General features: G+C 67.2%; 23 protein-coding genes and 1 pseudogene. 17 read left to right on the forward strand and 7 right to left on the reverse strand.

All coding sequences use genetic code 11. The features are described from left to right. Positions 1-5: 5 nt before the first annotated feature. On the reverse strand, positions 6-1,421 hold the full coding sequence (locus ACFVT1_RS09560) for a M64 family metallopeptidase (protein WP_389793812.1): 1,416 nt from the start codon (positions 1,419-1,421) through the stop codon (positions 6-8). A 204-nt stretch (positions 1,422-1,625) separates the two neighbouring features. Between ACFVT1_RS09560 and ACFVT1_RS09565 the strand changes: the two genes are divergently transcribed. Then, positions 1,626-3,041, forward strand: coding sequence for a tetratricopeptide repeat protein (locus ACFVT1_RS09565; protein WP_389793813.1), 1,416 nt, complete (start codon positions 1,626-1,628; stop codon positions 3,039-3,041). A 911-nt stretch (positions 3,042-3,952) separates the two neighbouring features. On the opposite strand, the gene ACFVT1_RS09570 is transcribed toward ACFVT1_RS09565, so the two are convergent. From ACFVT1_RS09570 to ACFVT1_RS09590, 5 genes are all read right to left on the reverse strand, one after another. After that, positions 3,953-4,579 carry an aspartate/glutamate racemase family protein gene (locus ACFVT1_RS09570; protein WP_389793814.1) on the reverse strand — a complete coding sequence of 209 codons (627 nt, stop codon included), beginning with the start codon at positions 4,577-4,579 and terminating at the stop codon, positions 3,953-3,955. 35 nt (positions 4,580-4,614) lie between these two features. Continuing rightward, positions 4,615-4,974, reverse strand: a complete 360-nt coding sequence (locus ACFVT1_RS09575) for a GNAT family N-acetyltransferase (RefSeq protein WP_389793816.1) — start codon at positions 4,972-4,974, stop codon at positions 4,615-4,617. Between the two features lie 40 nt (positions 4,975-5,014). Beyond that, a complete protein-coding gene (gene panD / locus ACFVT1_RS09580; RefSeq protein ID WP_389793817.1) occupies positions 5,015-5,440 on the reverse strand; it encodes an aspartate 1-decarboxylase in 426 nt (141 codons plus the stop codon). An 84-nt stretch (positions 5,441-5,524) separates the two neighbouring features. Next, the gene (locus ACFVT1_RS09585) at positions 5,525-5,932 is read right to left on the reverse strand and encodes a hypothetical protein (RefSeq protein WP_389793818.1); all 408 of its coding nucleotides are present in this window, start codon (positions 5,930-5,932) and stop codon (positions 5,525-5,527) included. A 181-nt stretch (positions 5,933-6,113) separates the two neighbouring features. After that, positions 6,114-6,854, reverse strand: coding sequence for a TetR/AcrR family transcriptional regulator (locus tag ACFVT1_RS09590; protein WP_389793820.1), 741 nt, complete (start codon positions 6,852-6,854; stop codon positions 6,114-6,116). A gap of 354 nt (positions 6,855-7,208) precedes the next feature. Between ACFVT1_RS09590 and ACFVT1_RS09595 the strand changes: the two genes are divergently transcribed. Both ACFVT1_RS09595 and ACFVT1_RS09600 read left to right on the forward strand, forming a co-directional pair. Continuing rightward, the gene (locus ACFVT1_RS09595) at positions 7,209-8,822 is read left to right on the forward strand and encodes an MFS transporter (protein ID WP_389793822.1); all 1,614 of its coding nucleotides are present in this window, start codon (positions 7,209-7,211) and stop codon (positions 8,820-8,822) included. 190 nt (positions 8,823-9,012) lie between these two features. Further along, complete coding sequence (locus tag ACFVT1_RS09600; protein WP_389793824.1) at positions 9,013-9,555, forward strand: DUF1707 domain-containing protein; 543 nt, start codon at positions 9,013-9,015, stop codon at positions 9,553-9,555. A 220-nt stretch (positions 9,556-9,775) separates the two neighbouring features. On the opposite strand, the pseudogene ACFVT1_RS09605 reads toward ACFVT1_RS09600, so the two are convergent. Then, positions 9,776-9,996, reverse strand: a pseudogene (locus tag ACFVT1_RS09605) (IS630 family transposase); the annotation flags it as partial. Positions 9,997-10,603: 607 nt separating this feature from the next. Between ACFVT1_RS09605 and ACFVT1_RS09610 the strand changes: the two are divergent. From ACFVT1_RS09610 to ACFVT1_RS09675, 14 genes are all read left to right on the forward strand, one after another. After that, the gene (locus ACFVT1_RS09610; RefSeq protein WP_389793826.1) at positions 10,604-12,445 is read left to right on the forward strand and encodes an ABC transporter ATP-binding protein; all 1,842 of its coding nucleotides are present in this window, start codon (positions 10,604-10,606) and stop codon (positions 12,443-12,445) included. Beyond that, a complete protein-coding gene (locus ACFVT1_RS09615) occupies positions 12,442-14,223 on the forward strand; it encodes an ABC transporter ATP-binding protein (RefSeq protein ID WP_389793828.1) in 1,782 nt (593 codons plus the stop codon). The genes ACFVT1_RS09610 and ACFVT1_RS09615 overlap by 4 nt, the downstream gene beginning before the upstream one ends. Positions 14,224-14,231: 8 nt before the next feature. Beyond that, positions 14,232-15,314 (forward strand): glycosyltransferase, encoded by a 1,083-nt coding sequence (locus tag ACFVT1_RS09620; RefSeq protein WP_389793830.1) that lies wholly within the window; start codon positions 14,232-14,234, stop codon positions 15,312-15,314. Continuing rightward, complete coding sequence (locus tag ACFVT1_RS09625) at positions 15,311-16,582, forward strand: glycosyltransferase (RefSeq protein ID WP_389793832.1); 1,272 nt, start codon at positions 15,311-15,313, stop codon at positions 16,580-16,582. The genes ACFVT1_RS09620 and ACFVT1_RS09625 overlap by 4 nt, the downstream gene beginning before the upstream one ends. Continuing rightward, positions 16,575-17,306 (forward strand): SDR family NAD(P)-dependent oxidoreductase, encoded by a 732-nt coding sequence (locus tag ACFVT1_RS09630; RefSeq protein WP_389793834.1) that lies wholly within the window; start codon positions 16,575-16,577, stop codon positions 17,304-17,306. The genes ACFVT1_RS09625 and ACFVT1_RS09630 overlap by 8 nt, the downstream gene beginning before the upstream one ends. A gap of 21 nt (positions 17,307-17,327) precedes the next feature. Further along, a complete protein-coding gene (locus tag ACFVT1_RS09635) occupies positions 17,328-18,536 on the forward strand; it encodes a sedoheptulose 7-phosphate cyclase (RefSeq protein ID WP_389793835.1) in 1,209 nt (402 codons plus the stop codon). Next, the gene (locus ACFVT1_RS09640) at positions 18,536-19,255 is read left to right on the forward strand and encodes a cupin domain-containing protein (RefSeq protein WP_389793837.1); all 720 of its coding nucleotides are present in this window, start codon (positions 18,536-18,538) and stop codon (positions 19,253-19,255) included. Before ACFVT1_RS09635 ends, ACFVT1_RS09640 begins: the two co-directional genes overlap by 1 nt. Before the next feature lie 409 nt (positions 19,256-19,664). Next, positions 19,665-20,264: a VOC family protein gene (locus ACFVT1_RS09645; protein ID WP_389793839.1), complete on the forward strand. Its 600-nt coding sequence runs from the start codon at positions 19,665-19,667 to the stop codon at positions 20,262-20,264. Beyond that, positions 20,261-21,169, forward strand: a complete 909-nt coding sequence (locus tag ACFVT1_RS09650) for a TIGR03619 family F420-dependent LLM class oxidoreductase (protein WP_389793841.1) — start codon at positions 20,261-20,263, stop codon at positions 21,167-21,169. Before ACFVT1_RS09645 ends, ACFVT1_RS09650 begins: the two co-directional genes overlap by 4 nt. Further along, entirely contained in the window at positions 21,166-21,939 is a 774-nt protein-coding gene (locus tag ACFVT1_RS09655) for an SDR family NAD(P)-dependent oxidoreductase (protein WP_389793843.1), read from the forward strand. The genes ACFVT1_RS09650 and ACFVT1_RS09655 overlap by 4 nt, the downstream gene beginning before the upstream one ends. After that, positions 21,936-22,502 (forward strand): NUDIX hydrolase, encoded by a 567-nt coding sequence (locus ACFVT1_RS09660; protein WP_389793845.1) that lies wholly within the window; start codon positions 21,936-21,938, stop codon positions 22,500-22,502. The genes ACFVT1_RS09655 and ACFVT1_RS09660 overlap by 4 nt, the downstream gene beginning before the upstream one ends. Beyond that, a complete protein-coding gene (locus tag ACFVT1_RS09665; RefSeq protein ID WP_389793847.1) occupies positions 22,495-23,478 on the forward strand; it encodes an NAD-dependent epimerase/dehydratase family protein in 984 nt (327 codons plus the stop codon). The genes ACFVT1_RS09660 and ACFVT1_RS09665 overlap by 8 nt, the downstream gene beginning before the upstream one ends. 1 nt (position 23,479) lies before the next feature. Then, positions 23,480-25,093 carry an alpha-amylase family glycosyl hydrolase gene (locus tag ACFVT1_RS09670; RefSeq protein WP_389793849.1) on the forward strand — a complete coding sequence of 538 codons (1,614 nt, stop codon included), beginning with the start codon at positions 23,480-23,482 and terminating at the stop codon, positions 25,091-25,093. A 184-nt stretch (positions 25,094-25,277) separates the two neighbouring features. Then, the gene (locus ACFVT1_RS09675) at positions 25,278-26,624 is read left to right on the forward strand and encodes a UDP-glucose dehydrogenase family protein (protein ID WP_389793851.1); all 1,347 of its coding nucleotides are present in this window, start codon (positions 25,278-25,280) and stop codon (positions 26,622-26,624) included. The last annotated feature ends 28 nt before the right edge of the window (positions 26,625-26,652 follow it).

Raw genomic sequence — 26,652 nt, forward strand, 5'->3', positions numbered from 1 at the left:
AACCGCTACCGGTGCCCGGTCGGCCTGACGCTCCAGGTGAGGGTGTCGGTGGCCAGGGCCCGGACGGCGGGGTCGCGGATGGCGTCCGTACGGTCCACGGCCTCGGCGGTCACCTTGTGGCTGCGGCCGTCCGCGTGGACTCCGAGCGAGGCCGGGGTCACGGCGGTACGTCCCCGGGCCCAGACCTTCTCGACGCCGTCGACGTACCAGCGCAGATCGGTCCTGGCGAGACCGGTGGCGGCGTCGGGCCGCCCGTGCGTAGGGTGCTTGGCGCCGACGGTGCCGAGACCCGCCGTGGTGACCGCGATACGGCGGCCGCGTCCGACGGCGGCATCCCTGTCGACGGTGCTGCTCAGCGCGTTGCCCGCGCGGTAGAACCCGGCGATCATCGCCTCGCGTCCCGGCAGGTTGAACTCGGTGTTGCTCAGCTCGCGCATGATCGACGAGGCGGTCGGGCGGTAGATGCCGAACGGGTAGTAGGCGCTGCCCTCGTACGTGCCGACCGTGCCGCCCGCCGGGTCGCTCTGCCCCAGCCAGCGGTACCACTTGGCCCGCTTCCTGGTGAGTTGCGCGGGCGTGTAGGTGGTGGAGTTGATTCCGCCCGGCTCGCCTCCGGTCCAGGTGCCGTACGCCTCGTATGTGTACTCGTCGTCCAGCAGGCCCACCGAGTGCCCGATCTCATGGGCGGCGATCAGGCTGGACGCGGCGTGGTCGGAGGAGAGCGTGGAGACTCCGTTGAAGGGGTAGCCCTCGGCCTGGAGTCCGGAGTAGCCCGCGCCGCCGTACTTGGTGGAGTTGGCGATGACGACCACGAGGTCCGCGGCCGGGGCCTTGGCGGCGTAGGCGGCCACCTTGTCGGTGTCGGTGCAGATCAGCCGCTCGGTGTCCGAGCACCAGAAGTAGCTGCCGAGCGCGGTGTCCTTGACGGTGTCCGCTCCGGGGTCTCCGCTGATGCCGGACTCGTTGGAGACGGCATCGACGGTCCAGACATTGAACAGACCCTGGTAGCTCTTGTACGGCTCCAGGCGGGTGATGTCGGCCCACTTGGCGGTGGCGTCCGCGTGGAAGTCGTCCTGCTGGCCGGCCGTGTAGCCGTCGCCGATGATCACGACGTCCAGGCGGTCGTCGGTGGGACCGGTCACCGCCTGCTCGCCCACCGTGCCGTCGAGTGCGGCCTCGGCAGCGCGCAGCGGGGCAGCGGCGCTTCTGCCCCGCTGCACGGGGGAGGTGACGGGGACCTCCACGGTCCTGCCCGGGCCGCCGGGGTCGGGGAAGTACTCGACCTCGACGCGCCGGCCGCCATCGGTGTCCGCGGGGGCGGCTGACGCGGGGGCGGTGGCGGCGGTCGCCGCCAGGAGACCGGCGAGAGCGAGTCCCGCCACCGATACTGCTGTTCGGCGCGTGTGGGGGCGTATGCGCATGGACAACTCCTTCAGGTTCCGGGGCACTTCCCGGGCACGACCATCACGTAACTCGTGAGTTAAGTAGATTTAACTTGGCGCTTAACCTAGAAGGATGCGGGTCCCCGAACAAGACCCAGGGACCACTTGGTCGAGGATTGCCATCGGGCATGGACGATGCATGGGCCGCATTTCAAGGCCGTGCGAGGCAGAAGGGGCGGCGCGATGAACGAGAAGCGCACAACGGGACGAGCTACCGGAGCGGGTTCCGGACACGGGCCGGACGGCGCGCACGGCCCGTGCGACGAGGATCCCGGAGCCGTCGGGCGACGCGTACAACGGCTGCGCTCCGCACGAGGACTGACCCAGCGACAGCTCGCCGAGCCCTCCTACACCCCCGCCTATGTCTCCACCCTGGAGGCGGGCCGGGTCCGCCCGTCGGAGGCGGCCGTGCGCCATCTCGCGGACCGGCTCGGCGTGACGTACGAGGAACTGGCGACCGGACGCCCCGCCCATCTCGCCACCGATCTGCGGCTGAAGCTCGTCGAGGCGCAACGGACACTGGCCACCGGCGCCGCCGAGGATGCCGCCGCCGCCTACACCCGACTGCTCGCCGAGGCGGAAAGGCACGGGCTCGACAGCGAACGCGCCGCAGCCCTGCTCGGGCTCGGCCAGTGCGCACTGGAGACGGGCGACCTGCCCATGGCCCGCGGCCACTTCGAGGCCGCGGAGAGACTGCTCGCCGACGCCCCGCTCCCCCGGCGCGCCCCGGCCGTCCGCGGCCGGGCCGTCGCACATCTCCTGGCGGGCGAACTCCGTTACGCCTGCTACCTGCTGGAAAGCGCCATCGACGAGCTCAACACTTCCGGCCTGCAGGACCCCGGCGCACTCCTGCTGCTGTACACGGCCGCGATCGCACCGTACATGGACATGGGCGCCCACGCACGCGCCGCCCAGGCGGGCGAGCTGGCGCTGGCCCTCGCACCGCAGGTGTCCGATCCGGAGCTGGTCGCCGGACTGCACCGGAGCGTCGCGCGAACGCTCATCGCGGCGGGCCGCACCACGGAGGCGGACGCCTCCCTCGCCAAGGCAGCCGAGATCTACCAACAGCTCCAGATCCGTACGGAGTTGGCGCACTGCCACTGGATGCGCGGCTACGTACACGCACAGGACGGCGACCTGTCCGGCGCCGAGACCGAGCTGTGCGCCGCGCGCGACATGCTGGCGTCGAAACGGGCCGCCCTGTACACGGCACAGGTCGAGGTGGAGCTGGCGGATGTGCTGCGCCGGCGTGGCAAGGCGGACCAGGCCCGGGAGTTGCTGCATCGGCTCCTGGGCGAACTGCACCCCGAGCGGGGCTCGGTGCACGCCGCCGGCGCGCACCGGCTGCTCGGCCTCATCCACGAGGATCAGGGCGATCTCGATTCCGCCGAGGAGCACTACGTCACCGCGCTGGCCCTGCTGGAGCGGGCGGGCGCCGCAGGTGATCTCGCGGACATCTGCCGACTCCTGGGCGATCTGCTGCGACGCCAGGGCCGGACCGAGGCGGCGATGGACGCGTACCGGACCGGGCTCGGGCATCGGGCCTCTCCCGGCAGCACCACGCTGGGACCGGCGCCGGTACGGCCGCCCACCGCCTGAGTTCCGTCCGGTCGAGTCAGATCGTCGGCCCGCCTCGCCCCTGGATGAGGAACGCCTCGACGGTCCGGGTGAGTCCGCCGGGGTCGTCGAGTCAGGGGTAGTGGCCCGCGTCCGGCTGGACGGCCAGTTCGGCCCGGGGGAACAACTCCGCGATGCCGGCGGCGACACGGGGAAGCGGGCCGCCGTCCACTTCGCCCGCAAGGACGAGGACCGGTACGTCCCACGCGGTCAGGGTGTGGATGCGCTGGGGGTGCCGGGCCGCGTGCAGAAGGGCGAGATCGCCGCCCGCCCACGACGGGCAGCTCGAACCCCTCTACCTGTCGAAGCTGGCCGGCACCCTGGAGACCGCCGGCCTCGTCGAGCGCACCACCGGCCCCGGCGACACCCGGGCCGTTCTCGAACGACTGCCGGCCACCACCGGAACCACGTTCCACCAGTCGGTGGCTGTACGCGGGTCTGCCGGCCGAGGACCTGGCAGCGGCAGGCCGCGTACTCGCCGAGGTCACCGCGCGGGCGAACGCCGTCCTGGCCGGGGCCCGACGCGTACCGTCCGAGAGAACAGAGCCCGCGAGGTGCGCCGGTCAGCGGTTATCCGGCCGACCGGGGTGACGGCTCCGGTGCCGGCACCGGCTCGGGTGTGGGCGGCTGCGGAATCGGATCCGGTGACGGGCCGGGCGGGACGGGGCCCGGCGGCGGAGGCGGCGGCTCCGGCAGCGGCGCCGGAGGCCCCGGCATCGGTCCCGGAGTGGGCGCCGGCGGCACGGGGTCGGGGTACGGATCGGTCATCGGTGCCTCCGAGCGGTTCGGGGTGGATCTCCTTCCACCGTCCCCCGAGGGGGCTGCCCTCGCCTGGTGAGTCCACACGTGCAGGTTCCGAATCTTCCGCGCGGACCCGGAACCCGAACGGCAGGTCAGCGCGTGGCGGCGGCCGCGGCGGCGAGACCCGGCCGGGGGCTGGAGAGCACCGGGATCCCAGTGGCCGTACGGGTGACCGCATCGGCCATGGACGCCTGCGCCAGCACGATCACCTCGGCGTCCGTCACCGCATCGGCCGCGGCCGCGATCAGGTCCAGATAGCCGTCACGGTCACCGGCCTCGAAGCACGCCCAGGCTCCGTCGACCATGACGGTACGGACCTCGACGGGCCGGTCCCCCGCCTCTTCGGCGAGCAGCGCGAGGGTCGGCTCCAGGGTGCCGGTGACCGTCGCGAGGACCACCACGCGTTTCCGTTCCGCGGCAGCGGCCGCCATCGGGCGGTCGACACGCAGCACGGGGACACCGAGCGTCGCCGCGGCCGACTCCGCGACCCCGCCGATCGTGGAACAGGTGCAGAGCACCGCGGAGGCGCCCTCGGCGACGGCGCCCGCGAGCACAGCCCGGATCTCGCCGGACACCGCTTCCGGGCCCGATTCCCTTGCCCGGGTGAGCAGGTCCTCGTACACGAGGTGACGCAGGGCGAGTCCGGGATGGTCCGTGTCCCGGAGCGCGTCGAAGACCGGAACATGGACCGGGGAGGTGTGCAGCAGGACGAGCGTCATCGGCCGAACGGTACAACCCCCGGCCGATGGGATCACTACAGCTCGGGGTGGGACTTGAGCTGGACCTTCGCCTGCTCCACCAGTTCGGCCGGGGCTTCGGGAGCCCGGTCGGGGTGGCGCTGCGCCCACTTCGCGGCGTACGAGCAGAGCGGGACGACGGGGACGCCCTCACGGCCCGCCATGGCGTAGAACTCCTGGACGAGGGCGCCGGCGATGCCCTTGCCCTCGTGGCCGGGTTCGACGACGGTGTGCACGGCCACGAGCGCGGCGGGCTCGCCGTCCATCACGAAGTACGCGATGACTCCGGCGGCCTTGCCGTTCTCGTACGCGAGCAGGTTGCCGCTCGCGCGGTCGTCGCGGATGTCGAGTTCGATCCGGTCGGTCTGTTCTGCCATGACGGGTACTCCCTCGGTGGTCGAGCCGGGTCGAGCGGGGTCAGCGCACCGCGGGGACGGCGTGCGGGCTCCGTTCGGCAGCGGTGCCGGGAACGGGCTCGGAGGCATCGGCGCCGAGCGCGACGATACGGTTGCCGGCGTCGACGTGCACGATGCGCGGCGTCAGTCCGCGGGCCTCGGCGTCGTCGACCTGGGCGTAGCTGATCAGGATGACCAGGTCACCGGGGTGGACGAGATGGGCTGCGGCACCGTTGACACCGATGACACCGGAGCCGCGTTCCCCCTCGATGACGTACGTCTCCAGGCGTGCGCCATTGTCGATATCGACGATGTGCACCAGCTCGCCGGGCAGCAGGTCCGCCGCTTCCATCAGCTCGGCATCGACGGTCACGGAACCGACGTAATGCAGGTCGGCCTGGGTCACGGTGGCCCGGTGGATCTTCGACTTGAATACTGTACGAAACATGAAGAAACTCCCGATGTGTCTGCTCCCTGCCTGCTGTGCAGGTCAAGGGCGGTGCCCGCAGCGTACAACCATTCGCATATTCGGTCAGCTGTCGCCGGGCGCCTCAGGACTCACACTGGCCCTCTGCCGACCTTTCTGATGACCGATCACGCCGAGACCGAACTGACCCATGCCCTCGGTTCCGATCGCTGCCCGAGACGTCGACCGGCACCGGCCGCCCCTGCGCCACCGACTTCTCGACTTCTCGACTTCGGTGAGGACCGCCCTGCGGTCGGCGGCGCTGTCCAGGTCCTGGCGCTCGTAGTCACTGCCGGTGGCACTGCCGACGGCGGCCTCGTTGATCCGTTCCTGCCCCTCGGACCCCATGCCGCCCCAGTTCCCGCCGCCGTCACCTTCGGTGTGCAGCCGATGCTGTTCGGCCACCAGCCGCTGCTTGAACGTGTCGGGGTCGTCCTGCTGCCCGTCGGGGCCGCCGGTGAGGTCGAGCGCCACTCGGAGCCACGGAGTCCCGTCGGCGCATGGACGGAGAACTGCCCTAGATGTACTGCCCCGCAGTGTTGTTGGCGCGGCTCATCAGTGGCCGGCCGTTGAGTGCGGTGTGGCAGCGGTGGTTGCAGGTGTGGAGGAAGTCTGCCTGGACACCGGCTCACAGTCGACGCCCGCCCGCCGCAGCTCACGCCTCGATGCCACGCCGTGCGATGTCGGCGGCGATGCCGTCCAGCACTCCGGCAAGGCCTGCGGCGAAGAGGGCGTCGAGATCCCAGGGGTTGGCGCCGGCGAGCATCGCGGGGCCGAGCCGCGGGTATGCGCCGGGCTCGTAGAGCGAATTGTGTTCGCCGTCCGGCATGGATGCCATTCGCCGACCGGTGCTTCGAGCCTGCCGTTCCGCCTCCACGTCGCTGACGTAGGTCAGGGCCACCCCCTGCACGTAGGAGGCGAACATGAACATGTAACGGAACGCGTCAGCGGGTTCGAGACCGAGTCCGTCGAATGCGGAGAAGGCGCTCTCGCTGTCCGCAGCGAGTGCCGGGCTGGAGTGTGTCCAGGCCGTCACCAGGACCTTCGACAGAATCCACGGGTGGCGGTGGTACAGCTCCCAGTCGCGGTGGGCGGCCCGTTCGAGGCCGTGTCGCCAGTTCTGCGGCAGTGTGTCGGGCAGCGGAACGCCTGTCAGCGCGGCCTCCACCATCAGGGCCACCAGGTCGTCCTTGGATGCAACGTACCTGTACAGGGCCATGGTGCTCGCGCCGAGATCCGTGGCGATGCGCCGCATCGACAGCGCGTCGAGCCCCTCCGCGTCCGCGACATCGATCCCGGCCCGCACGATGCGCTCGACGGTCAGATGGGGTGCATTGCTGCCGTCCTCCAGCTCGCCACTTCCCAGAACGCCTCCCTCCGGGAACCCGGTCGGCACTTCAGCCTTTCGCGCCCGGTAGGCCCGCGCCCGGCAGGCATGGGAGCAGTACCGTCGCGGCCGCCCCCGTTCCGCAGGTTCCAGACCTCTTCCGCAGGACGCACAGACCGGCTGCTCGGACATCACCACACTCCTTTTCGACACACGCCTGACATCGTGACGAAAGTCTAGCTCCCCGATGAAGCCAACCCCCGTGAAGTGAGGGGTTAGTAGCCCAAAACACGCTTGCAGCGAAGAGCACCTAGATGCGTATGCTGTACACGCCGTGACGCGTACTGAGTACGCACAGGGTGACGGAATCCGTTCCCGTCCACCTGCCGCAGCCAATCGAAGAGACAAGAGTGAGCGAAGGACATGACTGAAGAGAGCAAGAGAGCCGGAACACGGCAGTGGATCGGACTCGCCGTCCTGGTGTTGCCGTGCGTCCTGGCGTCCATGGACATGTCCGTCATGTTCGTCACGCTTCCGACCCTGACGGCCGACCTCCACCCGAGCAGTGCGGAACTGCTGTGGATCATGGACTCGTACGGTTTCCTGCTGGCCGGCCTGCTGATCACAATGGGCACCCTCGGGGACCGGGTCGGACGGCGGCGCGTGCTGCTGATCGGCGCCGCGGCCTTCGGCCTCGCCTCGATCCTGGCGGCCTACTCGACCGGCCCCGAGATGCTCATCGCGACCCGCGCGCTCATGGGCATCGCCGGATCCACCTTGGCACCCTCCACTCTCTCTCTGATCCGGAACATGTTCCCCGACGAACGCCAGCGGGCCACCGCCGTCGGCGTCTGGACAGCCGGTTTCGCCGGCGGTGCTGTCGTCGGCCCGATCATCGGCGGTCTGCTCCTTGAGCACTTCTGGTGGGGCTCGGTCTTCCTGATCAACGTGCCCGTGATGGTCCTGCTGTTGGTAATCGGACCGCTGCTGCTGCCCGAGTACCGCGACCCCGAGCCGGGCCGCTTCGACCTGCTCGGCGCCCTGCTGTCCCTGGTGGCCGTCCTCTCCGTGATCTACGGCGTCAAGACGACGGCGGAGCACGGCTTCGGCTGGCCCGGCGCAGTCTGCATCGCTGCCGGACTCGGCGTGGGGGCCCTGTTCGTCCGTCGTCAGCGCACGGCCGCCCATCCGATGATCGACCTCGCGTTGTTCCGCACTCGCCGGTTCAACGCGCCGCTGCTCGTCGACGCCCTGGCGACCTTCGCGATGGTCGGCTTCTCGCTGTTCAATTGGCAGTTCATGCAGCTTGTCCTGGGTATGAGTCCGTTCGAGTCGGCCCTGTGGTCACTGCCCACGTTCCTCGTCATGCCCGTGGGTATCGCCCTGGCCACCGCGATGGCACCGCGCATCGGCAAGCCGAACGTGATGGCCGCCGGGCTGGTGGTGGCGGCCGCAGGTTACGCCGCACTGGCTCTTGTCCAGACCGACTCGAGCATCGTGCACCTGGTGAGCGCTCTGGCCGTGGTCTCCATCGGCATCGGTGGCGTGTCCGCCGTGGTCACCGAGGTGATCCTTTCGGCCGCGCCACCTGAGCGGGCCGGGGCGGCCTCCGCCTTGGCAGAGACCTCCGCCGAGTTCGGTGGTGCTCTGGGCATCGCGGTCCTGGGCAGCATCGGCACAGCCGCCTATCGCTCACAAATGGAGTCCCAGGCCCCCGTCGGCCTCACCCCTGAGCAGCGGGCGGGCGCGGAGGAGACTCTCGGCGCCGCCGCCGAAACCGCTGCGGCCCTGCCGCACCAGACCGCAGAGGCTCTGCGCAGGGTGGCCTTCGACGCCTTCAGTCACGAGATGCGGATCGCTGCGGTGGCCAGCGTGGTAGTAACAATCGGCGGAGCGATCCTGATCGTCACCCTGCTCCGTGGCGCAGACAAGCGGTCCGGACCCGTGGCTGCCCCAGCAGTGGATCCGGAGCACACGGCAGGAGGCGGGCGCCTGGACGAGGCCGACGAACTGCCTGCCAGGGCGCCCGCGCCGTGAACTCTCAGGCCGGAGTCATCCCGCTCCCCCGCGTGATCCAGACGAAAGGCCCCAGGTGCTTTGACCGCACAGGTTCGCCGGGTCGGACGATCAAGGCCATGATGACAGGCCGTCGGACTGCCCATCAGATGCCTTGTCCGGCACGGGACTTGGCGCGTTCGCAGCGCCTGCACGGCAGTAGGGTGAAACGGTGACCCCGTTACCGGAAGACTCGCAGCCGCCGATCGGCGAAGACGACCGCGATACGGCCGTACAGCGCCTGCAGGACGCCTACGCCGAAGGGCTCGTCTCGCACGAGGAGTTGGACGAACGCCTCCACCACGCGCTTACCGCCAAGGCGCAGAGCGAGCTCGTGCCGGCTCTGGCCTCACTCCCGGAGGAACACCCGGGCACCACGTCAACGATCGCCGCCGCCGGCGGACGGATCCATCGGCGCGGCGTGTGGCGGGTACCTCGGATTCTCAAGGTCGAGTCCGCGTTCGGAAGGGTGCACCTGGATCTGTCCCGGGCGGTCGTCGAGCATCCGATCGTCGAAATCGAGTTGCAGCTCGGCACCGGCAGGGCCGAGATCACGGTGCCTCGCGACGCGGTCGTCGACGTCGAGGGTTTGCACACGGGGCGGAAGGACCTGCGTGACAAGGCCCGGCGGCGTTCCCGGCCCGGCGGGGCGAAGATCCGAATCTCTGGGGCCATGGGATTCGGACGATTGAAGATCCGCCACGCCCGGCGTTGAGGCTTCATCCGACAGTGGGACCACACGTCCGGAACTGCGTCCCCACCGATTGCCGGTGCCGTTTGCCGGTGCCGTTTGTCGGTGCCGTGCCGGCACAGGTTCGCCAGGCTGGTCGGGCGACGGCTTTGAGAGGGAGTCCGTTCGAGAGGAAGTCCGCCCCAGCGGATGACTTTCTCGCTGCGGATGCGGGCGCGTTCCTTGCGTTCGGCAGCCAGGACGTCGCGGTGGCGATCTCGTTGAAGCGGTGGATCACGTCGCGCACGGTGTCCTCGTCGGCCTGGACCAGCTGGGCGATCACCGGCACCCGGTTCCCGCCGACCGAGGCCGGCAGCAGCATCGCGCGCCGATGGCCCACCGAGGCGGTGCTGCCCCGGCGCACCATTGCTGCGGCTTCCGCCCCTCCTGGTCAGTCGGTCTGCGCACCCGGACAGGCTCAGCCACCGCGTCTCCATCGGTCGGATCGGATGCCACCGCGCATCCAACCGCCATGCACGCGGCCGACGGCCGAGCTGCGACGGGAGCTGATCCGCCGGCGCGCACAGGGCTAGGGGGTGCAGACGCAAGAGGGGTCCGGATCCGATGTGGATCCGGGCCCCTTTCGCACCCGTCCGTCCATCCATTCCCGGGATGTCGGGCAGGTGTCATCACGTCCCGCGCACCGCGGCACAGTGCCGCCTGGAAGTCCACCCACTCCGGCTCCCGGCACCACCCCGCCGGAGGTCCAGGTGATCGCGGCCCAATCCATCAAACAAATGCACCAAAGGGCCCCAAAAGCCGCATCTCAACGTCAGACATTTTCACCAATTTTTCAACAAAATCAAACATTCTCCATCACGCCCGTCATGTCATTAGTAAGCGCCAACATTTCCAATGAATGCCGCGATTCACGCAATCACATTCCCGCCCTCACCGGCGGGCGAGCACCCCCTTGACGGACAGCCTCACGCCAGGTGATGATCATGGAGTTCACAGAAAGCGCTTACCAGCTTTATGACCGAATCTCCTGGCGTGTGCCCTTAGCCATCCCGTCGAAATTCGGAATGAGGGAGTGTCGGCAGGGAAAGGAAAAAGTCCCTTGCAGCCCAATGGTAATCTTCTACGTCGAGGGATCACGGTCCTTTTCACCTCGATCCGGGCCGAGCCCCGAGTCTTCACGGCTGCGGCTGTTGCAAGTGGCATATATGCGCTCCTCACCGTAGCGACTGCGCGGGTACTGGGACGGGTCACGGACGATGTGGTAATACCCGCCCTTCGCAAGGGTTCCATTCCTGGTCCACAGCTGACTGAGGCATGCTTCACGCTCGCAGCGATAGCCGTTGTGTCAACGTTGGCGTTTCTCGTCAGGCGGCTCCTCGGCGGACAACTGCAGTTTCGCCTGCAGGCCACTTACCGTCGACGTGTGGCCCGCCGCTACATCGATGCGCCTTACCCGTGGCTCCAGCGGCGACCGGTCGGTGAAATGCTGGCCGTGGCTAATTCCGATGTTGAGGCTGCATGGTTGCCTATCGCCAGGCTCCCACTATTGTTCAGCGTGGTCGTTCTGCTGGTGGCATCCACCGCGGACATGGTCCTCACTGATCTTGCACTGGCGGGAGTTGGAGTTCTTCTCTTTCCCGCGATTCTATGGCTGAACCGCACGTATCAGAATCTCTCCGCGCAACACGCAATCACGTCGCAGCAGTACCGAGGAGAAGTAAGCACTATTGCCCATGAGAGTTTTGACGGATCTCTCGCGGTCAAGGTGCTCAGAATGGAGGATCGAGAGGCGGAAAGGTTCCGAGAAGCAGTTCTCCGACTTCGCAGGTCCAATATTGCTTTCGGTCGCGCCCGGTCGTTCTTTGAACCGGCATTGGAGTTGCTGCCCAGCCTCGCTGTTCTCGGTGTGATCCTGGTCGGCGCAGCACGAATCCGGAGTGGGCATATTGCTGCAGGTGACGTAGTGCATGTCGCCTACCTCGTCACAGTGATCACCTTCCCTCTGCGGATCATCGGGAACGTCTTCAAGGACCTTCCGCGCTCCGTCGCCGGATTCGACCGCGTTCAAGAGGTTCTCGCTCATGAATTTTCTCCTGAACCGGACGGAGATATTCCTGGTCGCGCGAAGGACATGAATTCGGGAACGCTTGAGCTGGAATCCGTCTCATTCGCGTACCCCGGCAGTCGTTCAAGGGCGGTGGACGGGCTCGGGCTGACAGTGGCCTCCGGGGAGGTCGTCGCACTTGTAGGGCCAACGGGGTCCGGGAAGAGCACAGTGGCTCACCTTGTGGCCGGCCTCATGGATCCGACGGGCGGAGCGGTGCGGTGGTGCGGTGCGGACCTGCGCTCCTTGCCCAGAGAGGAAGCCTGTGGCCGTATCTCTCTCGCCGCGCAGCAGAGCTTCCTCTTCGACGACACCGTGCGAGCAAATATCGCACTGCGGGGAGAGGAGGATGACGAATTGGTGTGGCAAGCGCTGAGAGCAGCCGATGCCGAGGACTTTGTCCGGGCATTGTCTGGCGGTTTGGACGCCTCGGTGGGCGAACGAGGGGGGAGGTTGTCCGGTGGGCAACGACAGCGCCTCAGTCTCGCTCGTGCATTGCTGAGGAAACCGGAACTTCTGATTCTTGACGACGCGACGTCTGCAGTGGATGCGGAGGCAGAGGCGAGAATTCTGCGAAAACTGCAGGAGTCCGGCCTTGCGTCGGCGGTTCTCGTGGTCAGTTCCCGCCGGTCGGCCATTGATATGGCTGATCGCGTCGCATATATGGAAAACGGGCGAATCCTGGATCAGGGCAGTCCGCTTGAGCTCTATCAGCGGTGCTCCCCCTACCGCACACTCATCGACTCCTACGGTGTCTCAAAATCTCCGGGTTCGCAGCAGCAGAAAACGCACACAGCAGGTGGCCTATGAGTTCCGACTTTTCCATTGGAGAAGCTGAGGGGAGCGGGCGGTCGATATTGGTCCGTGGCTTCATGGCTTCACGGCACTTCACTGACGGCATCTTCGTCACGCTGATCCTGGGTGCAATCGGGGCGGCCGGACGAGTCGTCATCCCCATGGCAATCCAAGTGGCAACCGACGACGGAATAGAGAATCCCGGTGGCGTTGATGTACAGATCGTCGCCTTGTATACCACGCTGGCCGGCATGGCGGCCCTCATTGGCGCGCTTAGTTCTGCGGCAATGAATTGGCGCCTTTCACGGCGCAGCGAGGAAGGGCTGGCCGAACTGCGTGTCGAGGCGTTCCAGAAGGTCCATCGCCTGTCTCATCTACGGCTCCAGGGTGACCAGCGTGGGGCTCTGGTTTCGCGCGTCACTGCAGACATTGATGCGGTGGCAAATTTCCTCCAGGATATGGGTCTGGCAGTGATCACCAGTGTCATGCAGATGCTGTTCGCGATCATCATCATATCCACTTACTCGTGGAAGCTTGCCGCACTCGTACTGGTTGGATTTGTCCCGCTCTTCATTCTGGTTCAATCGGTTCAGCAGTTGACGAAAAAACGATTCGATGCCGTGCGCAAGAGCTTCGGGACGATGACATCGGTGATCTCCGAAACTCTCGCCGGTGCGGGCATCATCCGCACCTACGGTATACAGGGGTCAGCCCGTGATCGAATCGACCACGCAGTAGAGAACCTGAAGCATCGGCAGTGGAAGGGACAGCTCACAACAACGCGTACTCTTATCGCTGGAGAATTGACCCCCGGCCTTACGACAGCTGGAATCATTGCGGTGGGGGTAATTCTTGGAACACGCGGGCAGATAACTGTCGGCGCGTTGATCTCGGTGCTCTTCCTTATCCCGCTGTTCGTGACTCCGGTGCAGCTGGGAGTGGAGATCATCAACCAGACCCAAGATGCCATCGCCGGCTGGCGGCGCGTGCTGGGCCTTCTCGACACACCCATCGACGTCACGGAGCCCGAGGCGTCTGCCCGTGACACTCCCCGCAAGGCGGGAGCGCTCGAGTTCCAAGGTGTCACCTTCCGCTACCCGGACGGGACACCGGCGCTGCGGGACGTCTCGGTGGCCATCGCGGGAGCAACCAAAGTAGCCGTCGTCGGACACACCGGATCCGGCAAGAGCACATTCGGGAACCTGATCGTTCGGCTCGCGGACCCCAGCTCCGGCGTCGTGACGCTCGACGGCGAGCCACTCGGGGCTATTCCTCTGCAGGAGCTCCGACGTCGCGTGGCCCTGGTTCCCCAGGATCCGTTCCTGTTCGACAGGACGATCGCCGAGAACGTGCGCTGTGGCAGCCCGGGTGCGGCGGACGACGACATTCGGGCAGCGTTCGCGGAGTTGGGTCTCACCGACTGGCTCGCGACCTTGCCGGCCGGGCTGGGCACGGCGGTCGGTGAGCGAGGCGCCGGGCTTTCCGCGGGAGAGCGCCAGTTGGTGTCACTGGCCCGGGCGCACATCAGTGATCCGGATGTCCTGGTCCTGGATGAGGCGACGTCTTCGGTGGATCCTGCGACCGAGGAGCGTATCCGACGTGCCATGACGCGACTGGTCGATGGACGCACCGCCCTTCACATCGCCCACCGGCTGTCGAGCGCGGAGGACGCCGACCACGTCCTCGTCTTTCACTCAGGGCGCATCGTCGAGCAAGGGCCGCATCACTCGCTGATCCAGCAGGGCGGTATCTACCGGGGACTGCACGACTCGTGGGTCAAGAACACCGCGTAGTAGCGCCTTTGATCGAGAAGTACCTCAACCCACTCGCCCATACGAAGGTCTTCAGCATGCCCATTTCTACCGAGCGGCCAAGTGTTGCCGTGATCATCCCCGTGCGCAACGGAGCGGCATTCATCGATGCGGCACTCGCGTCCCTGGCCGCGCAGACCGCACCGCCGACCGAGGTCATCGTCGTGGACGACGCCTCCGAAGACGACACCAATGCCCGGGTTCGCCAGTGGCAACAGGTGCTGCCGCTTCGCCTGATCACGTTCGCGGAACGGTCCGGGACGTGGCGGGCGCGGGACACCGCCATCTCCGAGGCGACATCGGAGTTGATCGTCCAGCTCGATGCGGACGACATCCTGTTGCCGCAGCATGTAGCTGTCATGACCGAGGCGTACGGACGGGCCCCGGGCCTGATCGCCCCCAACCGAATGCTCCTCTCGAGTTCCTCCGGCGGCGTCCCGGAACCCATCACCGAACGGCTTCCCGGCCCCGACGAGCAGCTTGCCCAGATGCTGATCCTGAGTTTTCTCGGTGTGGGAACGCTCTTCAGCAAGGAGCTGTACGAGGCTGTGGGCGGCTACCGTCCCTGCAGCTGCGCCGAGGATTGGGATCTGTGGATCAGGATGTCCGCAGCGGGCGCCCTCATCTCCAGGCCGGAACAGGCCACCTATATCTACCGGATGCACCCGTCGAACATCTCGAGCAATGTGCGTCGCAGGGAGACGGATCCCGAGATAATCCAGCGTTTCCTGGACACCTGTGACGACCCGGCCTACCGACAGGTTGCCCAGCTCTCCCTGCTGGTGCGCGGCGGCACGAAGCACCTGACAGGCTTCGCAAGGAAAGCAGCCCCGGCCGGCGACTCCTTCTGGGACCCCGACCTGGGCACTGTGCTTGTCAGCGAGGAACGCGGGAGCACGCCGCGGCTCCTGCGGATCACTTCCTCTGAGGGGCAGGCGCCCTTCTTCACCGCGGAGCTGGACAGTCACGGGTACCTGACGCATTGCCAGATCAGTGATGCCTCACAGCTGCTGACCACCTGGCCCGATTTCGGTGAGCACTTCCAACGAGGCCGTTCGCAGGGCGCCCGGTGAAGCTGTGGCACGTCAACACGACGGCTCGTGGCGGCGGCGTGGCCGAGATCCTCGACGCGCTGTGCGGGTATACACAGCCGGTGTCGCCGCTGGCGCACTGCCGCTTCGTGACCAGCCAGAGCGCCGAGGTGTTCGCTGCGACGAAGCGGATCCATCACCGCCTGCACGGAGTGGACCGAGGGGATCTGCCCGACGAGCGTGAGCATGCTGTCTTCCTCGCGTTCGCCGAGGAGAATGCGTCCCGGCTGCTGCAGCGCCTCACAGCGCGGGACGTCGTACTGCTGCACGATCCGCAGACGCTCCCTCTGGCGCCGATCCTTGCGGAGGCAGGGGTGCCTGTGGCATGGCGCTGCCATATCGGCACGTCCGCCATCAACGCCGTCGCCGACGAAACCTGGCAGTACCTCAGCCAGTTCTGGCCCCGGGGCATCACGCTGATCTTCAGTCACCAGTCGCTCGTGCCTGCCCAGGCAGCAGGGCATCGCGTCGAGATCGTCCCACCTTCCATAGACCCGACAGCAGCGAAGAACAGGCCGATGAGCACCGCCGAGATCAGCGATGTTCTGGCATCGGCGGGGCTGATCGGGCCCCGATCAGCCCCGGAGCAGCACCGCCACGAGCTCATTTCCGAGGGTCGGTTGGACTCTGACCCGGTGATTCTTCAGGTGTCGCGCTGGGATCCGCTGAAGGACATGGAAGGGGTGCTACGGGCCTTCGCCGACTCCGCGTTGCACCGCTCCGCCCAACTGGTCCTGTGCGGGCCGTCCCCGCAGAGTGTCGCCGACGATCCCGAGGCCAAGTCGGTGCTTGAGGGTGTCATCGGGCGGTGGAGAAGCCTCCCCACCGCGATCAGACGCCGGGCCCATCTGATGTGCACCGCGCTGGACGACTCCGAGGGCAACGCGCGCATCGTCAACGCCCTGCAGCGCTGGGCGACCGTGGTCACCCAGCGCTCCGTACAGGAAGGCTTCGGACTCACCGTGACGGAGGCGATGCTCAAGGCCCGTCCCGTCGTGGCGACGCGTGTCGGCGGCATCCCGAGCCAGATCACACACAACGAGACGGGTCTCCTGCTCAACGGGTCAGCGGGAGACGGCCAGTTCTCCAAGGCGGTGGCCTGCCTGCTCACCGACAAGGTCAGGGCGTCCACGCTCGGCAGAGCGGCTGCTGCCCATGCGACCCAGCACTTCACCACCACGCGCGAAGCATCCGACCACTGGCGGATCTTCGCCCCTTCCGTCCACGGAAACGAGGAGCGCATTGACTGACGCCGGCACCACCCGCCCAGCCCCCAGCGGGCCCGTCCTGGTTCTCGGAGCAAGCTCCGGATTCGGATTCGCGCTCGCCGAGCGCCTGCACAGGAGCGATACGCCGGTCATCGGCGCTGCTCGTTCGCCGGTCCCGACCGGCACCACCTTTGACTACCGGCAGGTTGACGTCACCGACGACGACCAGATGACGCAGCTCGTGGACAGCGTCGTCCAGGACTACGGCATCCCGTACGGAATGGTGTACTGCCCTTCGAGCACCGCCGCCGTCGGCCGTTCCTGGGAACTCGAAACGGAAGCCCTGTCCGCGCTGTTCGACGTCACCTTCCTCGGGTTCGTCCGTGCCGTGAACCGCTGTCTCCCGCTCATGGCCCAGAACGGCGACGGCAGCATCGTGCTGGTCGGCTCCCGAGCCGCACGGGTGCCCGTGGAGACCCTCGCCGGCTACGCCTCGGCCAAGGCCGCTGCGGAACAGTACGCGCGTTGTCTGGCCCACGAGGCCGAACCTCTGGGCGTACGTGCCAACGTCATCGGCATCTCGGCGGACACCCCGCTCGCTCGCAGGCATCTCGACCTGCGAGCGGCCACGCTCGGCCGCACCGAGGCGTTCCCCGGTCTCCCGGCGGTGGAGGACAACCTCGCACTCGCTGAATTCCTGCTCACCCCACAGGCCCGGTTCGTGACGGGACAGACGATCGAAGCCCGCCAGCCGCTGTGGACCTGACCGCCCTGCAAGGAGCTTTCCATGACGCCTTCCCCCTCCCTTCTCAGCCCCCTGCGCCCGCTCGAGGAACCGACGCTGACGGGCTCCCCCACCGGATCCAGCTGGCGCGTCTCCGCGGCTCTGCCCGTCTCGTACAGCGTCCGCACGTGCCAAGACCTGCTCGATCCCGACAATGACGACCTTGAGCGCGAGGCATTCGGCGGGCCTTCACGCCGACGCTTGATCATCGTGGAACAGAAGGTCTTCGACCTGTACGGAACACGGCTCCTGGCCTATCTGAACCACCGGGGCCTTCCCGGGCACGTGGTGTCCCTGGCAGCTGATGAGTCGGTCAAGAACCAACATCTGGCCAACCGGGTCGTCGACGCCATCGATGGCTTCGGAATCGACCGCAAGCGCGAGCCGATCGTGGTGATCGGCGGCGGTGTCCTGCTCGACGTCGTGGGCTGGGTGGCCAGCTCCTACCGACGCGGTACCCCCTACATCCGCATTCCGACCACCCTGATCGGACTGGTGGACGCGGGTGTAGGCATCAAGACCGCCGTCAACCACAACGGGCACAAGAACATCATCGGCTCGTACCACCCGCCTGTCAGCGCACTGCTCGACTCGCGCTTCCTCGTCACCCTGCCCTCTCGGCACGTCAGCAACGGCATGGCGGAGATAGCGAAGATGGGGTTGATGTGCGATGTGGCCTTGTGGAAGCTCATCGCCGCACAGCCCGACGAACTCATCCGCACGGGTCTCGGGTCCACGGATCTCTCGATGAGGCCCGGCGGTCAGGAGATCCTCAGCCGCGCCATTCACAGCATGCTGGCCGAACTTCAGCCGAACCTCTGGGAGAAGGACCTGCACCGTCTGGTGGACTTCGGTCACACCTTCTCTCCCGTCCTAGAGATGGCGGTGCTGCCGGAACTCCTGCATGGTGAGGCCGTCGCTCTCGACATGGTGATCTGCAGCGCGCTGTCCAACCGGCGTGGCCTGCTCGCCGACGGCCCCCTCGAAGAAATCATGGCCACTCTGTCCAGGCTGGGCCTGCCCGTGGACCATCCGGCAACCACCCCGGAACTCCTCGACCGCGGTCTGGCCCAGGCCACGGCGCACCGTGGTGGGATGCAGCGCATTCCGGTACCGGTGGAGCCCGGTTCCGCGGAGTTCCTCGAAGGCGTGACGAGCGACGAACTCGTCGACGCGCTGGACCGGGTCCGGCGGATCGCGAGGGACCTCTGATGTACATCGTCGACGGCATCAACGGCACCTGGGCCACGGTGACAGGGGTCCATGGCGCGGCCGGCAAGAGTGGTTGGCGCCAGCTCGTACCAGGACGTCCCCTGCGAGGCCCGTGGGAGGGAGTGGAGCTCGCTCGCCTGGCGCCCGGTGGAGTCAGCGGACTGCACCGGCACACGAGAACGAACGAGATCTATCTGGTGATCGGCGGCGAGGGTGAGCTGTCGCTCGACGGCCGCACCTACCCCATGCCCGTTGGCCACATGGCACTGACGACCTTGTCGAGCACCCACGGCATCCGCAATACCGGCTCGGGCGACTTCCACTGGCTCGTGATCGAGGTGCCGGCGGCGGCCGCTCTCCACCTGGTGACCAATCCGAAGGAAACAGCAGACGTGACTTCTCCAGCCGCTCGTATGCACCCCGTCGACCTCGCGGCCCTCCGCCACATCGACCTGAGCCCCTTCGGCGCGGCTCCGCTCCTCGACGCTCACTACGAGCAGCTGGACGAGGATGCCGTGGTGGACCTGCAGGCAGAGGACTGCGAGATATTCGGCTACCTCGTCAGCGGAGCGGCCACCATCTCCGACGCCGACGGCAGCCACGCGCTCACGGCTGGCGTCGGCGTCACCCTGACGCTGGGTGAGAAGGCCGAGCTCCGGGCGTCCGGCGAAGCCACTTTCTTCTGGGCCCGCTCCAAGGTCGAGGGTGCGGACCAGTGATCATCACTCCGGTACCCCATTCGTTCCCCGAGCCGGCCGGAACGCACTGGGCCTCCCTGGCACGCCGAGGGATGCTCTGGTCGGAGGTCCAGGTCATGGACGTCACGACGGCCGCCCCGGGAGAACCAGGTCCCTTCCTCGACCCGGACTGCCTGGAACTCGTCTACTGCAGCCAGGGAACCGCAACGTTTCGCGCCGGAGGCGCCTGCGAAGTCACCCTGCTCGCAGGGCAGCTGATGCTTGTCGCTCCTGGAGAAGAGCCCGCCCGCGCAACAGCCGGTGAAATCGGCACTGAACTGGTCCGCATTCGGCTTCTGCCGGACGCCGTCCGCGCGCGGATTCCCGCACGATGGCCAGGACTTGACCGGCCGTCATCTGCGGCTTCCCCCGGGCCCGACGAGGTCGTCGCGTGAACATCGACGAGATCAACTCCCTCAAGGGCGACGGAATCCCGTCGGCGCGCAACGTCGACCATGTCGCCTTCACGGTGCCGGACCTGGAGAGTGCCTGCAGGTTCTTCGTCTCTCATCTGGGCGCCTGCCTGCTGTATGTCGAGGGACCGATCCGCCGGGGAAAGTGGATGCGGGAGCACTTGAACGTGCATGCCGCCGCAAGCTGCCGGGTGGCTCTGCTCAGGATGGGGCCCACCTTCAATCTCGAACTCTTCGAGTACCAAAGCCCCGACCAGAACACCGGCATGCCCCGCAACAGCGACATCGGCGGGCACCATCTGGCGCTGCACGTCGAGGACATCGACGCGGCTTTCGCCCACCTCCGGACGGTGGACGGGGTCACCTGCCAAGGCGCCCCGGATCTCATCGAGGAGGGACCGATCGCGGGAAGCCGGTGGCTGTACTTCACCACCCCTTGGGGGCTGCAGATGGAGCTGTGCAGCCCCGCGTCCCGCATGCCGTACGAGGACGACGTCGCGGCGCGCCGCTACGGCCCCCATCGCGGATCCTGGTCCGACGGCGACCTGGACACGCCTTGCCGGGAGACGGCCGGATGAGCCGCCCGGATGCCGGCGGTCAGCTCGAACTCGGCGTCGCCCTGCCCACCAACCGGAAACGACTCACCGGCCGGGAACTGCGGGACATCGTAGGGAAGTTGGAGGACGCCGGCTGTACCGCGCTGTGGGTGAACGACCACCTGGCAGCGTTCCCCGTAGGGGCGGAGACCTACCCCTACTCCCCGACTGGCGAGATCACCTGGGATCCGAAGCTGCCGCAGTACGAAGCGCTCACCACCTGTGGCTACCTCGCCTGTGTCAACGACCGCATGAAGATCGGCACATCAGTACTCGTGCTGCCTCAGCGACACCCTGTTGAAGTGTCCAAGGCAGCCGCCTCACTCGCCGACCTCAGCGAGGGAAGGTTTCGCCTCGGCGTGGGTGCGGGCTGGTCCCGCAAGGAGATGGCATTGCTCGGCTGGGACCCGGCCACGCGCGGCCGGCGTATGGACGAAGAGCTGGACATCATCCGTGCGAGCTGGGGTCAAGGACGCCGGGCGGCCCGGTGGGAGCACTACGACATTCCTGACGACGTCATTCACGAGCCCCAGCCCTTGCCCGGGACCGCGCCTCCCATCCTGGTGGGCGGGATGTCCGAAGCGGCAACCCGGCGAGTCCTGAACCACGGCGACGGCTGGCTGGCGGTCGCCCCCGGCAACGACCCCACCGCCGTCGCGCGGGCAGGAGCGAAGCTTGCCAGGCTTCGCAGCAGTTGCCCGCGCCCCTTGCGAGGCGTACTCAAGATCGCGCTCAGCCGCCCCGGCGGCCAGAACGTGGCGCACATCGTCGAGCAGGCGGCCGACGACGGCTGGGACGAGATCTCCTTCGAATTCGACGAGTGGGAGCTCGACGAAACCTGCTCCCTTCTGTCCACGTGCCGCTCCCGAGGAAGGACCGCGCCATGACCTACCCCGAGCCGTCATCGGAACACACCCCCGGATGCCTGGTCATCGGGGCAACGGGAGCTATCGGAGGAGCCGTTGCCCAACACCTTCGCAACGCAGGCACTCGCGTGACGGCGACCGGCCGTACGGTGCCGAACGTCGCTGCTGACGATCCCGCCGCATACCGCGGTGTCGAACTCGACGTACGCGACCCGGAGGCCATCGCACGCACGGTGGACGAGGCAGCCGCCTGGATGGGCGGGTTGGACGCGTTGGTGTACTGCCCGGGCGTCGCTCACGTCGGCCCCCTCGAAGATCTCGCACCCGGCCAGTGGGACGAGATCTTCGAAGTCAACGTACGCGGCTTCGGCCTGGCCGTCGCCGCGGCACTCCCACACTGGCGGGCCGGCAAGGGCGGCGTCGCAGTGGCGATCTCCAGTCAGGCCGGGCAGCGAGGACAGTCCCTGATCAGTGCATACTCGGCCTCCAAGGCGGCACTCGACGGCATGGTCCGGGCCCTGGCAGTCGAACTGGCGCCGACGGTACGGGTGAACGCGGTGGCACCGGGGATCGTCGCCAGCGACATGATCGCGGACGACTTCCGCCGGCAGGCGGACCGCGAGTCCTGCTCCGAGGACGAGATCGAGGCACGCACGCTCCGGCGCATTCCGGTGGGCCGGTTCCAGACGCGCGAATCAATCGCTGCTGTGGTCGCCATGCTGGTGACCGGAGAGGCGGCCGCAGACATCACCGGACAGACCCTGGTCGTCGACGGGGGCATGACCGCGTGATCGAGACACTGAGCAGCACCACCGCGTACACCAACCCCTGGATGACGGTGCTGGAAGACCGCGTCGTGCACGCATCAGGGCACGAAGGCATCTACGGCTACGTCGACAAGCCGGACTTCGCCCTGATCATCCCGCGTACCGACACCGGCTTCTGGCTGATCGAGGAGTTCCGGTACCCCGTGCGGGCACGCCGATGGGCCTTCCCTCAAGGATCCTGGCCCTCCGGAACCTCCGGTGACAAAGCTGACCTCGCACGGGCCGAACTGGTCGAGGAAACCGGCCTGCACGCCGAACACCTCTGCTGGCTGGGGCGCTTGGACACAGCCCACGGGATGACCAGTCAAGGCATGCACGTGTTCGTCGCCGAGGGGTTGCGCAGTGGAACACCGCGGCGTGAGGTCACCGAGACGGACATGATCCACGAGCACGTCACCGATGAGCAGCTCGCCGAGATGATCAACCAGGGACGTTTCGTCGACAGCGGCAGTCTGGCCGCGTACCTCCTGTACCTGCACTGGCGGGGGAACCGCCACACCACCTCGGAAGGACCCCGACATGACTGACGCCCAAGAATGGCCCACTCGCGATCTGCATCGAGCCGCGGTCACCGGTGGAGCCGGCTTCGTCGGCCAGAACCTGATCCGTACGCTCCTCGCCGACGGGCTGAGTGTGCGCAGTGTCGACAACCGTCCCGCACCGCCGATACCCGGTGTCGAGGCGATCACGGCCGACCTGCAGGATCCGGCCGCGGCCCGTGACGCCCTGGCGGATGTGGACGTCGTCTTCCACCTGGCGGGCAATCCCAGCGGAACCGTCTCCGTGCAGGACCCCCTGTTCGACTTCGCGTCCAACGCCACCGTGGGCATCAACGTCCTGGAAGCCGTCCGCCACCACGTCGGCACACGGCTGCTCTACCTGTCGTCGGCCATGGTCTATGGCCGGCCCGAGACCTCGCCCTGCGAGGAGAGCGACCGCTGCCGGCCCTTCTATCCGTACGGCGCCAGCAAGCTGTCCGTCGAGCACTGGCTCAACTCGTACGTGGCCACGTACAACATCGATGCCAGCTCGGCCCGCGCCTTCGTCGTCTACGGACCGGGTGAGGACCCGCGCCGCGCCGGAGCGGAGGTCGGCCAGTTCCTGAGGTGGCAGCTCAACGGCATGCGGATTCAGGTCGTCGGTGATCCGGAGACCAAGGTCCGCGACTTCGTTCACGTCGATGACCTCTCCCGCGGCCTGCTGGTCGCCGCCCGCGCGGGGCGACCGGGGCTCGTCTACAACGTCGGCTCGGGTACCCGGCACTCGTTGCGCGAACTGATAGCGCTGATCGAGGCAGCCACCGGGACCACCGCAGACGTCACCGTGGACCGCACCGACCTGACGGACAGCTACGCACTCGTCGCCGACATCACCCGGCTGCGGGAGCTGGGCTATGAAGCGCAAGTGCCCCTGGCGGACGGGATCAAGCAGCTGGCCGACGAACTCGGCCCGGCACCTGCTCCGCCGCAGCTGGCCACGGTCCTGACCGCCGAGGGGCGCTGACGTGGACGCCGCGGCTGCCGCCGACTGGTGGCGAAACGCCGTGATCTATCAGGTGTATCTCCGCAGTTTCCACGACTCCGACGGCGACGGCGTCGGAGACCTGCGGGGCGTGCGAAGCCGGCTGGACTACCTGGTCGACCTCGGCATCGACGCGCTGTGGATCACGCCGTTCTACACATCGCCGATGGCCGATGCGGGATACGACGTCGCCGACTACCGCGACGTGGACCCTTCGTACGGGACCCTGGCGGACTTCCGGGATTTGCTCGCCGATGCCCATCGACGAGGGCTCCGTGTGATCGTCGACGTGGTACCCAACCACACCTCCTCCCAGCATCCCTGGTTCGTCGAAGCACTGGCCGACAAGCCCGGCGGCGGGGCCCGCGGCCGATTTCACTTCTGTGAGGGCAAGGGCGAGCACGGGGAACTGCCCCCGAACAATTGGCCCTCGATCTTCGGTGGGCCGGCCTGGACCCGGGTCACCGAGGAGGACGGGCGGCCCGGCCAGTGGTACCTCCACCTGTTCACACCGCAGCAGCCCGACTTGAACTGGGAGAATCCCCAGGTACGTACAGAGTTCGAGGACATCCTGCGGTTCTGGCTCGACCTGGGTGTGGACGGCTTCCGTATCGATGTCGCGAACGGATTGGCCAAGGCTCCCGGGTACCCGGACCGCATCGAGGGACGCCTTCCCGAGGACCGGTCCCTCTACCTGGACCGTGACGACGTCCATGACATCCACCGCGCGTGGCGGCACGTACTCGACACCTACGGCGACGACCGCATCGCCGTCGCCGAGGCCTGGGTCCCCATAAACCGTCTCGCCCTGTACCTACGGCCGGACGAACTGCACCAAGCATTCAACTTTCCTTATATCAAGGCGGGTTGGTCGGAACGCGACGTACGCCGGGTCATCGAGGAGTCACTCGGAGGACTCGGCGCCTCGGCGAGCTGGGTGCTGTCCAACCATGACGAGGTGCGCCCCGTGACCCGGTTCGGCGGGGGCGCTCACGGCCTGCGCCGCGCGCGGGCCGCGGCCCTGCTCATGCTCGCGCTGCCGGGCTCCGCCTACATCTACCAGGGCGACGAACTCGGGCTTCCGGAGGTCGTGGACCTTCCGGAGGAGGCGCTACGGGATCCGAAGTGGGAGCGCTCGGGGCACACCGACCGAGGGCGCGATGGCTGCCGAGTCCCCCTGCCCTGGTCAGGGACCACCGCTCCGTACGGATTCGGACCCGATGATTCTGCTGCCACCTGGCTCCCGCAACCGGACGAGTGGGCGTCGCTGGGGGCACAGCTCCAGGCCGCAGATCACGCATCGCCCCTGAACCTGTATCGCAGGGCACTGGAGCTGCGGCGCGTCCTGAACCGTCACGGAGACGGGTTCGAATGGCGGGACAGCAGGGACACACCACCAGGGCTGCTGAGCTTCCGCCGTGGCGGAGGGTTTGTGTGCACCGTCAACTTCGGCCCCCATGACATCACGACGGAGCGTCCGGGCGAGCTGCTCCTGGCCAGCGCGCCGCTCCAACTCGAAGGCGGCCTCTGCGTCATGCCGGCAGACACGGCGGCGTGGTGGCGGACGGACAGCGAGAGTTGGGGGACGGAACAGTGATCAGGAAAGCGGTCATCCCGGTAGCCGGCATCGGCAGCAGAATGCTGCCGCCTACCCGCGCCCTGCCCAACGATGCTCAGCTGCTTCGAAGCCCGGCCGACCTGCATGGCTCACCACCCGACCTACGGAAAAGTCCGCGACCTGGCCCTGCGCCTGTGCACGTCGGAGAACTGAGAAAGGCATCATGACCAGCATCACTGTGATCGGCACCGGATATCTCGGAGCCACACACGCCGCCTGCATGGCCGAACTTGGATACGATGTCCTTGGAATCGATCGGGATGCGCAGAAAATCAGTGAACTCTCCCAGGGCTGCGCCCCGTTCTACGAACCGGGCTTGAACGAACTGATTGCCAAGCACACGGCGAGTGGGCGACTGCGCTTCAGTACCTCCTTCGCAGAAGCAGCCGATTTCGCCGACGTCCACTTTCTCTGCGTCGGCACACCCCAACTTCCGGGAAGCGACGCCGCGGACCTGCGTCATGTCGACAGCGTCATCGACGAACTGGTTCCACTGATCGACGGACAGGCGCTGCTGATCGGAAAATCGACCGTGCCGGTCGGGACGTGTGCGCGACTGGGGGCCCGGATAGCTCAGCTGACTGCCGCCTCGGACGCTCGAGTCGAACTCGCCTGGAACCCGGAGTTCCTCCGGGAGGGCAGTGCGGTCAAGGACACCCTGACTCCCGACCGCCTCGTCGTCGGGGTGGGCAGCATCGCTGCCGAGGACACGCTCCGGGACCTGTACCGCCCCCTGATCAATTCCGGGATCCCTTTCCTGTCCATGGACTTCGCGACGGCAGAGCTGGTCAAAGTAGCGGCGAACTCCTTCCTGGCGACCAAGATCTCGTTCATCAACGCCATGGCCGAAGTCTGTGAAGCGGCGGGAGCCGATGTCACCCAGCTGTCCCAGGCACTCTCGCACGACCCGCGGATCGGGGGCCGATTCCTGTCTCCGGGCCTCGGATTCGGCGGGGGGTGCCTGCCCAAGGACATCCGCGGATTCGTCGCACGTGCAACCGAGTTGGGCGTAGGTCACTCGGTCACCTTCCTCAAGGAGGTGGATGCGATCAACCTGCGCCGTCGGACCCGCACGGTTGAACTCGCCCGAGAACTGTGCGGCGGGACATTCGAGGGCAAGCGCATCGCGGTCTGGGGGGCCGCCTTCAAGCCGGACTCGGACGACATCCGGGACTCACCGGCACTGGCCGTGGCCGACGCGATATCCGACCTGGGAGGTCACATAACGGTGTGCGACCCTCAGGCCACCGACAACGCCCGTCGGCGGCACCCCAGCTTTTCGTTCACCGAAGACCCCCTCGTGGCGGCCAAAGACGCACACGTCATCCTTCACCTCACCGAATGGGCGATGTTCCAGGACGTCGATCCAGATCTGGCAGCTCAATATGCCCGTCGTCTGTGTATTCTCGACGCCCGCAACACTCTCGATGCCGCACGCTGGCGACTGGCCGGCTGGCAATGTGCGTCCCTGGGGCGGCAGGCCCCGAAGCCCGCACCGGCATTGACCTGAGCTGTCCAACAGCTTGGGCGCGGGTTTC

The organism is Streptomyces sp. NPDC057963 (genome assembly GCF_042887155.1).
Classification (GTDB): domain Bacteria; phylum Actinomycetota; class Actinomycetes; order Streptomycetales; family Streptomycetaceae; genus Streptomyces.

Bases quoted from the DNA above. Each gene is read 5' to 3' on its own strand.
- ACFVT1_RS09560 (WP_389793812.1), bottom strand. From the start codon at position 1,421: ATGCGCATACGCCCCCACACGCGCCGAACAGCAGTATCGGTGGCGGGA.
- ACFVT1_RS09565 (WP_389793813.1), top strand. From the start codon at position 1,626: ATGAACGAGAAGCGCACAACGGGACGAGCTACCGGAGCGGGTTCCGGA.
- ACFVT1_RS09570 (WP_389793814.1), bottom strand. From the start codon at position 4,579: ATGACGCTCGTCCTGCTGCACACCTCCCCGGTCCATGTTCCGGTCTTC.
- ACFVT1_RS09575 (WP_389793816.1), bottom strand. From the start codon at position 4,974: ATGGCAGAACAGACCGACCGGATCGAACTCGACATCCGCGACGACCGC.
- panD (WP_389793817.1), bottom strand. From the start codon at position 5,440: ATGTTTCGTACAGTATTCAAGTCGAAGATCCACCGGGCCACCGTGACC.
- ACFVT1_RS09595 (WP_389793822.1), top strand. From the start codon at position 7,209: ATGACTGAAGAGAGCAAGAGAGCCGGAACACGGCAGTGGATCGGACTC.
- ACFVT1_RS09615 (WP_389793828.1), top strand. From the start codon at position 12,442: ATGAGTTCCGACTTTTCCATTGGAGAAGCTGAGGGGAGCGGGCGGTCG.
- ACFVT1_RS09635 (WP_389793835.1), top strand. From the start codon at position 17,328: ATGACGCCTTCCCCCTCCCTTCTCAGCCCCCTGCGCCCGCTCGAGGAA.
- ACFVT1_RS09640 (WP_389793837.1), top strand. From the start codon at position 18,536: ATGTACATCGTCGACGGCATCAACGGCACCTGGGCCACGGTGACAGGG.
- ACFVT1_RS09650 (WP_389793841.1), top strand. From the start codon at position 20,261: ATGAGCCGCCCGGATGCCGGCGGTCAGCTCGAACTCGGCGTCGCCCTG.
- ACFVT1_RS09655 (WP_389793843.1), top strand. From the start codon at position 21,166: ATGACCTACCCCGAGCCGTCATCGGAACACACCCCCGGATGCCTGGTC.
- ACFVT1_RS09665 (WP_389793847.1), top strand. From the start codon at position 22,495: ATGACTGACGCCCAAGAATGGCCCACTCGCGATCTGCATCGAGCCGCG.
- ACFVT1_RS09675 (WP_389793851.1), top strand. From the start codon at position 25,278: ATGACCAGCATCACTGTGATCGGCACCGGATATCTCGGAGCCACACAC.